Source organism: Pisciglobus halotolerans, from assembly GCF_900113675.1.
GTDB classification, from domain to species: Bacteria; Bacillota; Bacilli; order Lactobacillales; family Carnobacteriaceae; genus Pisciglobus; species Pisciglobus halotolerans.
In genome coordinates this window covers 156,094-168,818 of sequence record NZ_FOQE01000001.1, presented here as the reverse complement: position 1 = coordinate 168,818, position 12,725 = coordinate 156,094, and the positions used below count along the sequence as shown (strand labels likewise).

12 protein-coding genes are annotated in these 12,725 nt (G+C 37.6%); 7 read left to right on the top strand and 5 right to left on the bottom strand.

Annotation, left to right across the window (positions count from 1 at the left end; all coding sequences use genetic code 11):
• Positions 1-106 precede the first annotated feature (106 nt).
• From BM057_RS00780 to cas9, 4 genes are all read right to left on the bottom strand, one after another.
• Positions 107-1,069 (bottom strand): hypothetical protein, encoded by a 963-nt coding sequence (locus BM057_RS00780; RefSeq protein ID WP_092090774.1) that lies wholly within the window; start codon positions 1,067-1,069, stop codon positions 107-109.
• Positions 1,066-1,374, bottom strand: a complete 309-nt coding sequence (gene cas2, locus BM057_RS00775; protein ID WP_092090789.1) for a CRISPR-associated endonuclease Cas2 — start codon at positions 1,372-1,374, stop codon at positions 1,066-1,068. Before cas2 ends, BM057_RS00780 begins: the two co-directional genes overlap by 4 nt.
• Positions 1,375-1,378: 4 nt before the next feature.
• The gene (gene cas1 / locus BM057_RS00770) at positions 1,379-2,278 is read right to left on the bottom strand and encodes a type II CRISPR-associated endonuclease Cas1 (protein ID WP_092090773.1); all 900 of its coding nucleotides are present in this window, start codon (positions 2,276-2,278) and stop codon (positions 1,379-1,381) included.
• A 165-nt stretch (positions 2,279-2,443) separates the two neighbouring features.
• A complete protein-coding gene (gene cas9 / locus BM057_RS00765; protein ID WP_092090772.1) occupies positions 2,444-5,725 on the bottom strand; it encodes a type II CRISPR RNA-guided endonuclease Cas9 in 3,282 nt (1,093 codons plus the stop codon).
• 172 nt (positions 5,726-5,897) lie between these two features.
• Here cas9 and BM057_RS00760 point away from each other — a divergent pair, with 172 nt between their 5' ends.
• The 4 genes from BM057_RS00760 to BM057_RS00745 all read left to right on the top strand — a co-directional run bounded on the left by BM057_RS00760 (position 5,898) and on the right by BM057_RS00745 (position 9,263).
• On the top strand, positions 5,898-6,347 hold the full coding sequence (locus BM057_RS00760) for a DUF305 domain-containing protein (protein ID WP_047391193.1): 450 nt from the start codon (positions 5,898-5,900) through the stop codon (positions 6,345-6,347).
• Between the two features lie 125 nt (positions 6,348-6,472).
• On the top strand, positions 6,473-8,089 hold the full coding sequence (locus BM057_RS00755) for a M20/M25/M40 family metallo-hydrolase (RefSeq protein WP_092090771.1): 1,617 nt from the start codon (positions 6,473-6,475) through the stop codon (positions 8,087-8,089).
• 161 nt (positions 8,090-8,250) lie between these two features.
• Positions 8,251-8,472, top strand: coding sequence for a DUF378 domain-containing protein (locus BM057_RS00750; RefSeq protein WP_047391196.1), 222 nt, complete (start codon positions 8,251-8,253; stop codon positions 8,470-8,472).
• Between the two features lie 164 nt (positions 8,473-8,636).
• Positions 8,637-9,263, top strand: a complete 627-nt coding sequence (locus BM057_RS00745; protein WP_047391198.1) for a glycosyltransferase family 32 protein — start codon at positions 8,637-8,639, stop codon at positions 9,261-9,263.
• An 83-nt stretch (positions 9,264-9,346) separates the two neighbouring features.
• On the opposite strand, the gene BM057_RS00740 is transcribed toward BM057_RS00745, so the two are convergent.
• Positions 9,347-9,835, bottom strand: coding sequence for an ECF transporter S component (locus tag BM057_RS00740; RefSeq protein WP_047391201.1), 489 nt, complete (start codon positions 9,833-9,835; stop codon positions 9,347-9,349).
• 163 nt (positions 9,836-9,998) lie between these two features.
• On the opposite strand from BM057_RS00740, the gene BM057_RS00735 reads away from it, so the two are divergent.
• The 3 genes from BM057_RS00735 to BM057_RS00725 all read left to right on the top strand — a co-directional run bounded on the left by BM057_RS00735 (position 9,999) and on the right by BM057_RS00725 (position 12,719).
• Entirely contained in the window at positions 9,999-10,859 is an 861-nt protein-coding gene (locus tag BM057_RS00735; RefSeq protein ID WP_092090770.1) for a pyridoxamine kinase, read from the top strand.
• A 42-nt stretch (positions 10,860-10,901) separates the two neighbouring features.
• On the top strand, positions 10,902-11,873 hold the full coding sequence (locus tag BM057_RS00730; RefSeq protein WP_092090769.1) for an ATP-grasp domain-containing protein: 972 nt from the start codon (positions 10,902-10,904) through the stop codon (positions 11,871-11,873).
• A 306-nt stretch (positions 11,874-12,179) separates the two neighbouring features.
• The gene (locus BM057_RS00725) at positions 12,180-12,719 is read left to right on the top strand and encodes a GNAT family N-acetyltransferase (RefSeq protein WP_092090768.1); all 540 of its coding nucleotides are present in this window, start codon (positions 12,180-12,182) and stop codon (positions 12,717-12,719) included.
• Positions 12,720-12,725: the final 6 nt, after the last annotated feature.

Genomic DNA, 12,725 nt, shown 5'->3' with positions numbered 1-12,725 from the left:
GTTTCCTTATACCAAAAGATGCGAGGGTACCAAAATCATGGTATCTTTTCACTTAAATCCCTCCTAGTTTCCTTATACCAAAAGATGCGAGGGTACGTCAATTTCATTATAACGTATCTAGCAGCAAGTTTTCAAAATATTTTCTAAGACTGCTCGGAATCCTTGCTAAGTCAACGATTAAAGGCGTACTAGTTAAAATAAAAAGAGAATAAAGATAAATAAAAGTCTCTAAGTTATCCACAGTCTCTAAGTCTAAAAACACCGTTTCATCCCTATACTTATCCACAAGACTAATATACCAATTGCAAGCTATGCTGAACTGCTGATTATCCCAATTAGCTGGAAAGTCTTTCATCAGCTTATTCTTTACTTTGAAGCAATCCAGTTTATTCCTTATAGTATCGTTGTAAAAGACATTTGTTGCTGCTGCTAAATTTGATTCTGTGATGATGAGATAGTGTTTTCCATTAGGATTCTTTTCTAAGTAATCATAGAATCTGCTTAATTCTGCATTTGTTAGAAATTTTTCTGGATTTACGATACAAATAATTTGTTGCTTGCCTTCTACAGTTGTTTCCAGCGTTTCTAATTGAAAGAGAATTTTTCTAAAATTTGAAAGATTTAGATAACTTTTCTCTGAAAAAACTAAATTCTTGGCGACCCAGTCTCGATCGAAAGGCAAAAGAGAAAAGTTTAGAGATGCAGAGGAGTTTTGATTATTCAAAAACTCGACTTCTTCAATCAATTCTTCCCAACTATCTGCTAAAGCTTTATAGAAAGGTGAAAATGTTAAGGTATTTAAAAATTGTTTTTTCTGAGTTTTCATTATTTGTTGTAAGGCCTTTGAATCAAAGTCTTCGTTAGGGGAGAAGGCGATAAAAGAAAAGTCATTTCTTGGAAGCAAAGTAGCATCTTGGTAGATCTTTAGTGGAGTAGCTTTGTTACTAAAATACTGCTGAAGGTCGTCTAGCAGAAAATTCCAAATTTGTTTATTTCCTTTTAAAAATGTTACGTGTTCTAGTAATAGGGTATGAAAATAATCTTGATTGTGAATATGCCATTCTTTCATAAAATCACCATCGGATCATCAGTTATGGCTTTTTCAGTAATAGTTTTATCACCTACAAGCAAAAACATATTGTTGTACTGCTTTTCTGTCACCGCCATCGCTCTAATAGAGCCATGTTTAGGAAGATTATTTCTTAAGCCGATCATATAATTATCCAAACTAGAGCGATTTGGGAAAATTTTTGCGTAAACTGAGAATTGAACCATTGTAAATCCGTTGTTGGTTAAGTATTTTCTAAATCGAGTGTAAGTTCTTCGTTCACTTTTTGTATTCATTGGCAAATCAAAAAATAATAGTAACCGCATGATTCTATAAGGCGATGCCATTGGCAGGATAGACCAATAGATCTGGGTTATTTTCGTTCATCGCTTTAATAAAAGATTGAACGAATAGCTCAATTGCATTTAAAATAGTTTGTTTTTGATTGCCAATCAAAATTTTATTGTTACTGATCAAGTGAACGATCTTTTGCTTTGTTTTAATATCTAAGTATGTATCTTCGCTGCACATAATGTTAACCCACAGATCCACGATCGGACGGAAAGGCTCAATTAAATCATCTGCTAAGTTAAAAGCATTGTATTGGTTGTGATGGCCAATACCTAGCGAAGGCTGGAGACCATATGCCACAATGGTTCTAGCCACTGCTGAACGAAGGACGATATAGCCGTAATTCAATCCGGAGTTAATGCCGTCAAAACTGTCACGATCACGCATAAAAGACGAGCCAAAAAGCGATTTGAAGTATAACTTTGCTGCATGTCCTTCACGGTTTGTTTCATCTGCGAAAGCAACTTCTTCTAAAAGTTGATACAATGCTTCAAGAGAAGTTTCATTTTTTAAGTGATCAAGGATGGAAGCTTGATTATGAATTTTGATTTGAATAATTTTTTGCCACATGGATCCTTTTGTATCAGCAGACCATTGGATTTGTTTTTCTAGTACTCTAGATGCTTGATGATGACTATGCGGAGCTAACGTATAGATATTAGGAAGATGCTTTTCATCACAAAAAATCAAAAGAATATGGTACTGTGCAAGTTTATTCAATAAGCGCCCAGTAACTACTGTTTGCTGATTATCAACAATAATCGTATGGATATCAGAAAGCGGTATCAAAATTTCGGTATCTTCACGTACAACTTTTAAATTGTCCAGATATAACTTTAGGTAATCTGATTTTTCAATATACACAACTCTCCAGCTCATAATCTCACTCCATTCAGGATATAGGTACAAAAAAAGCCCCAATAATGGGGCGATTTCGGCATAAAGCCTTATTTTGATAGGTCCTCGCGACCTTTTGGTATAAGGATGTCTTCCGTCGAAGACAACTTTAGTATAACGCAGTCACAATTTTTTGTAAACCCTTTTTTAAGACAATTTTGCTAAAACTTTTTTAGGCGAAGAGCCCTCATTTAAAAAAGAAACGAAATTTTCTTTTTGTAATAAATGCTTGTTACCTAAAACATCGGTATTATATTTTATAATATTCTTTAAAGGACCAATTGATAGCATTTGCTGTGCTTTTGTAGTAAATGAAATATCTTCAAATTCTAATTTGTTTTGTCGTGGGTTATTATCTCCTCTAAATAACTTCTCATAATGAACCAACTCTTTCGTCTTCTTACCCGTCACTTCATCTTTCACCGTTTCCATCTTATCATAAGAAATCACGTCATTTTTATATAAACTGAATTGAAATTCATAAGAATCATCAATTTGTTTGTAAGGCGCGTTGCGACCATCTTTTCCATTATAAAGATCCATATCTAACGTATATACACCATCGATCTTTTTAAACCAGTTATATGGCACACCAAGGTATTTATATTTGCCTTCATCATTTTTATAAATGTCTACGCGAATACTTTTTCTGCTCAGTAAGACTACTTCATTTTTAGCATCGGCATATTTATCTGTAATATCGACATGAATACCTAATTTGCTGTCTAGATATTTCAAGCTTTTAACTGGAACCTTTCCATCTTTCAAAATATAACCATGTTCTTTATAAAAATCTTGGAAAGGATTGTCAGCATGTTGATGTTCTTCCATAACCTTTAAGATAAGTTCCCATGTTTTAGGATCATGTTGTGCCATTAAAAATAAATCAGGATTTTTATCGATCCGTTTTTTCAAAGCATCGTAGCCTTTTTTATCCAATTGATAAATATTTTTCACTTTGCCGACGATATATTTTTCGTTGTCTTTTTCTCTCGTTGAATAAATCGTCTGGTTTGACATTGTACGATTCGGTTTACGATCGACTTTATGCGAATATTTTACTTTGTTTTCATAGTGTCTCAATTGGCTAATAAATTTTAATGATTGATTGTCAAACAGGTTACCAGCTTCAAGGATCTCACCTGTATCTGTATCAACAGCAACCCCTTCGTCATTAAAAGTTGAGCCTTTCAATTGTTCAAAGACCGGCATTCGGCCAATCGCAGCTACAATCAAAGCATCAATAGCATGATGAAAATGACCAGCGTCACGGTCTTTGTGCATTTTTGTCCGTCTTCTCAAAGCAGCAGTAAAACTACCACGAATGGAGAGAACTTTTGTAGGGATGTCATGATTTTGATAAAAAATCCGTAAAGAGTTGGAGAAGCTGCGCATGGCATATTGAGTGTCTACAAGATTACGATTGATAAAGTCTTTTTGAACTTCTTCATCGTGTTGAATATCCCGCTGTTCCAACAAGTAGCCAAGCTTTTTGTTACTGATTTTATGCGATTTAAACAAATTCAAACTTTCTACTTTAAATTCTTCAAACGAACGGCTGGCTTTACCGCTTTGGAAATATTGAAATGGCGTTAATTGTCCTTTTAATTGGTTTTCATCGCGGTAAACGAGTACTTTATTTTGCTGACTATCATCAAAGGAGTAGGAAAGCGGAATAATGTGATCGACTTCAAATTGAGTAAAGTCATATACGATATCGGACAGTGCAATGCTTTCTCCAGAATAAGCACATTTGCCGTCTTGAGCATCCCATAGCTTAAGTGCCAGATGCTGCTTACCATTTAAGCGAAGATCTTTTAAGTTATCAACTTCTAATAAGTCGCAAATTTTCTTTTCAAATTTCCCTTGGTTTCTCTGAACCTCAGCAATTTTCTTTCGTTCTTCATCACTATTTTTTTCGCGTGCCATTTCAACAACCACATAAGCCATTTCGCCATATTTTTTGCGAACAGCATTGGTTACTTTGATGGCTTCGCGATGTGCGCGCTTAGCAACCGTACTTAAAATAGCTTCATCATCAAATTGGATGTTTGAACCGGATTGCAGTTTTTCCATCCGGCTTTTTCCAAATCCATGTTCAGTGAACAATTGCATTTGATTTTTGCTTGTTTCCCACAGCTCCGGCATAATGATTTGCATGGCTTTTTTAGAAAGTGCGTGATATTCTTTGAAACTGGTATCATTGATCAGTGCTGCTGTTACTTCCTTCAAGTCATCTTGGTAAGTCTTTTGGAAAAGATCTGTTAGTTGTTCTTCACGACGGGTTAGACTTTTTTCAGCAGTCAAGATTTCAGCGATATCATCTAATACATCAATCTGGTCAAAGAAATCTTCAGGGGTAGGGATATCTTTTAATAGCTTCAATAATTTTTTGTAACCAACAAAATCTGTGAAAATAGCTTTTCCTGATTTTAAATCGACTCTCACACCGCGGATAAGTTTTTCATCCTCCACATCTAAATATTTTGCGATAGCGGTTAAAGTGACGCGCTTGCCTTTTTTAACAAAATTATCAACAAAGTGATGTTTGTCTTCTTCAGAAAGATGTTCCATTTCTCCTGTCTCTTTATCAGGGTATTGCAAATTGTTCAAGTCATTCAATAGGTTGAATAAATCGGCAGTATAAGCCATTTTAGCAATGCGTAATTCTTCTGGCAGATAAGTGCAACGCCCACGCATTTTGTTGATCATCGTTTCGTGGTGCAAATTGCCGTCTTCGCCAATAAAGTATTGGCCGTATGGAGTAGGGGATTTTTTAGAACCCGGACCATCATAATACATCCGACGACTTTCCAGTAGAGATATGTACTCTTTAATAAAAGTATCCGTTATTTCTGGATAATACTCTTTTTGTTTTGCTAAAATGTCGATTGCTTCTTTTACATAATCAGAAGTTTTGAAACGATTCGTATGATTTCGAATAACTTCTCCGCTTTGACGTTTTTCCAATTGAACTTCTGCTATATGCTTAGTTTCTAACTTTTTTGCATTTTTCTTTAATTGTTCTTTTGTAGATAGCTCGCTTCCACTTGTTTTTTCATCTTCTTGTGGTGTATCTAAGGTAGTTCCTCTTCTTTTTCCAAGATGATACAAAGCAGCTGCTAAATCTTCTTTGCTTACTTTTTGGTATAATGCATTTTTTCTAGCCATATACGGATCAACTTGTTGAATAGAAGCACAAGAAAAACCATTTTCATTCAGTAAGGAATTGACTCTTTCTAACCGATGTTTTCGGCGTCTTTTTAAGCGTCTCGAACTTCTAAAATTTCTTCTATCTTCATTTGCATTTCTAGTCGCTTCTTCAAACAAACGAGCACCAGCATCAATAACTTCTCCAGTTTTTTCATTGATGATTCCCCAGCCAACACTGGAGATACCAATGTCTAGTCCTAAAACTAAGTCAGACATTTAAAAACCTCCTTATATATTAAAATAACACTCATATTATAGCACTAAAGAAGTTGAAAGCGTATATAATAATGGAACAAAAAGTCTTATTTATTCTTTGTTTAAGCTGAAAATTTTATAATCTTGCTTCTCTTTGTTAAGATGGTAACAAAATGATAAAGGAGCGAGAGAGATGAAAAATTATGGAAAGTTTTTGGTGATGATTTTAACGTCAACGGTTGTGATGTTTGCGCTCATGTACTTTAACGTTTTTCAGCTAGACCATATCTTTGTCAGTAAGACACGGATTTATATGGCGCTGATGATGGGTGCAGCTATGGCCATTATTATGCTGCTGTTTATGTGGAAAATGTATGAAAACAAGAAAGTGAATATTGTGATTCTGTTGGTCAGTGTAGTTGTATTTGGCGGCTCGTTAGGTTTGGTAAGATCGCAAAAAACGATCAATGACGTCGATTGGATGAAAGCGATGATCCCCCATCACTCCATTGCAATATTGACCAGTGACCGTGCTGAACACAAAGATCCTCGTGTACAAAAGTTGGCTGATGACATCATCAAAGCTCAAGAAGAAGAAATTCAAGAAATGAAAGACTTGATCAAAGAACTTGAAAATAAATAATGCCAATTGAATAAAGAAAGATATGCTGCTGGCCATTTTTTCTATTGCGCTTTTAGAAAAAGTTGTCAGCAGATTTTAAATAATGGAAATATCGACTGATTTGCCTGTGGGGAAGGGATGGGAAAATGCAATCGATCAAAGAAATTTTATATCGCTTGGTCGCCGAGCAGAGTGATACAGGAACGCGGCAGGAAGTAAAGATGGCCGATACGATTTATGAGATGCTGATGGAAGATGATTATTTCCGCCAACATCCTCAGTATTGTGGAAAATATCTTAAAGAAGATGCGCTTGGTCGCCCGGTTGTTTGGGCAATGAAACCAGGAAAATCAAAAAAGACAGTGATTTTATTGGGACATTATGATGCAGTTGAACTAGCACCTTATGGTAGTCTAACCGCTTATGCTTTAAATCCAGAGTTATTGAAACAAAAAATGAAAGAAACAGCGATAGAAGATAAGCAGTTGAAAAAAGATTTGGACGACGATGATTGGGCTTTTGGTCGCGGAATGGGGGACATGAAAGCTGGTGTGGCTATTAATCTTTCTTTTCTTTTGAGCGACAAGGCCTATGATGCAACCTTGTTATTCGTTAGTGTGCCGGATGAAGAAAACTTGTCTTCAGGAGCGATGCAAGCCGTTCAGTTGTATCAAGAATTGCAAGAACAATATGATTTAGAATATACAATTGCGCTCCTTGGAGAACCAGAAACGAAGGAGAAAGAAAATATCAGCGAGATACAAGTGCTAGAAGGTTCTTTCGGAAAAATCATGCCGGTCGTTATGACGAAAGGGATTTTAAGTCATGTTGCAAATATTGCTCAAGGATTGAACTCGACCTTTATGCTGGCAGAAATCGTCCGCAATATGGAGATCAATCCCTCTTTTATCACACATTCTTTGGGACAATCGACACCTTTGCCGACGACCTTAGTGATGAAAGATCTTAAAGCCACTTATGATGTTTCGACGCCGCAATACAGTGCAGCTTGCTTTAATATTCTTTTTGTCGACAGTAAGAAGCCGTTAGCATTTTTAAATGACATCCGCCGCATCACTGAACAGTCGATGGCAACCGTGACGCAAAAGTACCAGCAAAGCTTTGACAAACTGGTGAGGTTAGGGAACGAACAAAAAGATGAAATGATCGACACAAGCGCAAAAATCGTGACGATCACAGCTTTAGAAGATTTGCTGCAAAAGAAAAATGAGCATTTTTCGAACCAAAAGCAACAAAAAATAGAGCAACTTAAAACAGCAATTCAATCAGGAGAATGGACACTTTTGGAAGCCAGTCTAGATTATTTAAAATGGTTGTTAACCCAATATGAAACCACTCGCCCTGTAGTGCTGATTGGATTCGTGCCGCCTTATTATCCAGCTGTCACCAACAGAAAAGTTGAAAAAGATGTAGAAAGTTTATTGGACGGTGTAGCTGAACTTACACAAGCAAGCTTTGGTGGAACGATCAAGCGTGCGAGCTACATGCCAAATGTTTGCGACATCAGCTATTTGATGAATGCTGATCCTGAGGGGGACCGTCAGTTTTTACAGCACCTTGCTTTGACACCTGATATTTATGATGTACCTGTAGAAAAAATAGCCAAATTAAATATCCCTGTTTTCATGATCGGTCCTACTGCTAGAAATATTCATGAAGTAGGAGAAAGAGTGTTTATGCCGGATGTGGAACATCGGATTCCTTTGTTGATCGAAAAAATCATCCAAAATGCGGCTACATGAACTGCAAATAGTCAAAGGAAAAAAAGACAAATAGAGAGAAAATGAGAACGGTCAAATCGTATTAAAATGATGGATCAATGTGACTAAATCGAAAGGTTATGATTAGATTTTTCGCTTCTTTGCCTATATACTTTAGTTAACTTAGAAAGGAGGAAGCGGATATGAAAACATTGGACAGTATTGCTTTAGCTCTATTGATTGTTGGCGGTTTGAACTGGCTTCTTGTTGGATTGTTTGAGTTCGATTTAGTAGCATCCTTATTTGGCGGTCAAGACTCGATGCTTTCTAAAATTGTTTATGTCATTGTTGGTATTTGTGCTTTATATGCTTTGAAATTCTTCCCGTTGCTAACTTCTCCAAGGAGAGACGCAGATAGAAGATAACAAATGAATATCAGTTCTATTAAGACTTGCAGCGCTGTATTTGTTGCAAGTCTTTTTTCGTGAAACCCATATGGAGAAGCATGGCAAGCCGTATTGTTGGCTTTTTTTCTGAAACATTTTTAAAATAGAGGGTAAGTCGAGAGAAATTTGAAGGAGGAGTCAGAATGATACCAAAAATCATTCATTATATTTGGTTTGGTGATAAACCATTTGGAGAAGTTGAAAACAAGTGTATTGAAAGTTGGAAAAAATTCTGTCCTGATTATGAAATCAAGTTTTGGAACGAAGACAATATTGACCTTGAGGCAATGGGCAAATATGCACAACAAGCTTACGATGCTGAACAATGGGCTTTTGTTTCCGATGTCGTTCGCTTATATGTATTAAAAGAATATGGCGGCATCTATATGGATACAGATATGGAAGTTATTAAACCACTAGACAAGTTTTTAACGTTGCCGGCTTTCTTCGGTTTTGAGATTGAAGATGAGATCTCGACAGGTATTATCGGCTCGGAACCGCACAATCCGTTTATTGAAGAGTTGTATCATGATTATGATGGTCGTGAATTTATTCAAGAAGACGGATCTTATGACCGCAAAACGAACGTCATCCGCATCACAGAAATCATGAAGGAAAAAGGCATCAGCATGAACAACACGGAACAGACTTTTGACAATTTCAAAATCTTTCCACGTGATGTATTCTCGCCGAAAGATTATTGGACACGTGAGATCGATGACACAGATAATACTTATTGCATCCACCAGTTTACTGGTTCATGGCTGTAAGAGAAAGCTATAAATAAGAAGACTTGACTAAACTATTCAAGTCTTCTTATTTTGGTTCTAGAATATGTGGAGTTGATCAGCGGTCAACGTTTCAATTGTTTGCCGATACTTTTTTCGAGCAGCAAAGCAGCGACAGCGCCGATAGCACCTTGGGCTACATTACCAGGAATAGAAGCTAAAGCAGCACCAAAGGTATACATAAATGTTTCCGCGATAAAATAACCGCATGCCATCCACAAACCAGCAAGAATAGTTGCAAAAAGTGGCCTTTTTTTTATCGTACGATGGTAGAGCCAACCGCAGAGAAAACCTTCTAGCCCTTTCACAACAAAGGTGATGGGAGCATAGTAAGCGTAACCGAGCAACAGGTCTGCCAGTGCACTGCCGAATCCGCCGACAAAAAAGCCAGCTTTTTTTCCTAGCAGCATGGCTGAAAACAACACGACCATGTCACCGAGATTGACATAACCGTTTGTAACGACAGCAGGTATACGGATCACCATAGTCATGATCACCGTTAGAGCAGTCAATACGGCAAAAGTAACGGTTTCTTTCGTGCTGAGTTTTTGCATGTTCTCCCTCCTGACTGTTGTTAGATCAAAGTTAGTTTTATTGTAGCGTTTCGTTGGTCATTTTCATAGCTTTTTCAAATGAAAGAAAGAAAAAAATTAAGAGCCGATAGAAAAATTGTGTTAGACTGGAGAAAGAAAATGAGCATAAAAAAGGAGGGGTAGCTTGAAGCAACCTAGAATATTAGTTGTTCAAGACATTTCATTGAGCTGCCGGATCTCCATGAATGTGGCCGTTCCTATCTTAAGTTGTCTGGGAAATTGGGTCAATGTGCTGCCAACTGCATTATTGTCCACACATACAGGGCCTGGTTTTGAACAGTATACTTTTTTAGATTTGAGCGAAGAAATGGAAAAAGTACTGGAGCATTGGCGCACTCTTGATATTCGCTTTGACGGGATCGTGATCGGCTATTTAGGCTCTTTAGGGCAAATGCATCTTGTCGAAGAGCTCCTGGGTGAATTTATGACAGAAGATGCATTGGTAGTGCTGGATCCAGTTATGGGAGATAACGGACAGCTATATGATGGTTTTACGCAAGAACATATCGCTAAAATGAAAGAACTTTGTCAGTACGCGGATGTATTGATCCCTAATGTGACAGAAGCGAGTTATTTGACAGGAAAACGATACCCGCATGCATCTCTTTCACATAGAAAGATAGAGGAACTGTTAAAGGCGCTTGTTGTAAAAGAAAATCAAAAAATCATTCTATCTGGCATCAGTTTTGAAGAAGGAAAAATCGGCGCAGCTGTCTGGTCAAAGGCTGATCCAGCGATTGATTACCCAACGGCGAAAGCTTTTCCAGGACACTTTGATGGAACTGGAGATCTCTTTACAAGCGTGATTGCAGGCTTTTTATTTCAATGTCATTCAGTAAGCGAGTCGACGGAAGCAGCAGTTGATTATGTTTCAAAAGTAGTGAAACGGACGATCGAGGAAGAAGTCGACCCTTTATATGGCGTTGTTTTTGAAAAAGATTTGCCTGACTTGATGAACCGGCTGAGCACTGGAACTAGGAAATAGGTAAAACAAAAGGATGTAGAACACAAGAGGAGAACGGACAAGATGAAGAAAGTATATATTATCCACGAAAACGAAGATTGGACAAAGCATTTAACGGTTCGTTTGGACGAATTGGCCGTTCCTTATGAAGAGTGGAACTTGAAAACAGGGATGGTAGACGTGCAAGCTGTTCCTCCTGCTGGTGTATTTTATAACCGTATGAGTGCCTCTTCTCATACCCGTGGACATCGATACGCACCTGAGTTGACGGATCAAGTCTTGCATTGGTTAGAAAGCTATGGGGCAGAGGTAGTGAACGGTACGGGAGCGATCACGCTGGAAGTCAGCAAGTTAAAGCAGTATTTAGCACTCCAAGAAAGCGGGATCCAAACGCCTCGAACAATCGGAGCAGTAGGGGCGAAAAACATTGTGAAAGCAGCAGAAACAATGAATCTGTTTCCTTTAGTGATCAAACACAACCGTGCTGGCAAAGGCTTAGGCGTCCGCTTATTAAACAGCATGGAAGCTGTGAAAGATTATGTATATGGATATGATTTTGAAGATTCAGTCGATGGGATCAGCTTAGTCCAACAGTATATTCGACCAGTTGATGGACATATCATTCGTGCCGAGTTTATCGGTGGCAAGTTCTTTTATGCGGTAGCTGTCGATTCAACAGATGGTTTTGAATTGTGCCCGGCTGACAACTGCCAAGTACCGTTTGGAGAAGATTATTGCCCTGGTGAGGACGATTCATTTATGATGGAAAGTAAATTCCATGTCTTAAAAGACGGGTTGCCAAAAAACCAGATCAAGCAGTATGAAGATTTCTTAAAGCAACAACGAATCGATGTAGCGGCGATCGAGTTTATTCAAAATGAACAAGGCGAGATTTATGTGTATGATGTCAATACCAATACGAATTATAACGCGGATGCAGAACAAGAAGCCGGCAAATTTGCCATGCTGGCGTTAGCGAAATGGTTACAAAAGAAGTTGGAAAAAGTGCCAGAGAAAACGAAGATTGTTAAATAAAAGAATGAACAAATTCGTAACAACAATGAGCGGTTAGCCCGAAGAGATTTCTTTGCTCTAACGGCTTTTTTTAGTTTTGACAGGAAAAGAAAAAAAGCGAAAAAAGGATAACAAAAAGAGTGGTAAAAAAATAATAAAATTGCGCAAAAAAAAGATTGTAACTCAGAAATGAACCGTCTATAATATGTTTTGCCGTGAAAGAAAAGCCTGTAAAGTTAGTGTAAGCCTTGAGGCGATAGGCTTTAGCGAGAGACCGGCACAGGCAGAAAATAAGCGTGTCAAGATATAAGGAGGCATTAAAGTAAGATGATAAACGTGACCTTTGTCAAACCCTTAACAGGTATTCGAGAAGCCAGATTATCAGATTTGCCCGAGATGGTGGACATTTATAATTCAGCGATTGCACTAGGTGGCATTACGTGTGATACAGAACGATTCACAACGGAAGAAAGAATGGAATGGTTCGAACTACATCAATTAGAAAGATATCCCCTTTTCGTTTACGAAGTGGATGGCAAGGTTGCAGGATATAGTCATCTTACCGGCTATCGAACAGGGCGAAAAGCTGTGGAACATGTAGCGGAGATCAGCTATTATGTCAGCGGTGATTTTCGTAAACAAGGGATCGGCTCAAAATTGGTCAATCATACCTTGAACAAAGCCAAAGAAATCGGCTATGAAAATGTGATTGCATTTGTTGTAGAAGGCAATGCAGCCAGCGAAGCCATGCTGCATAAGTATGGTTTTAGAGAATGGGGACGTATGCCAAAAATTGCTAATTTCAATGGCGTATTGCATGACCACATTTATTTTGGTTTGAATTTAAAGACTGCTATTGAAATTTAAAATAAA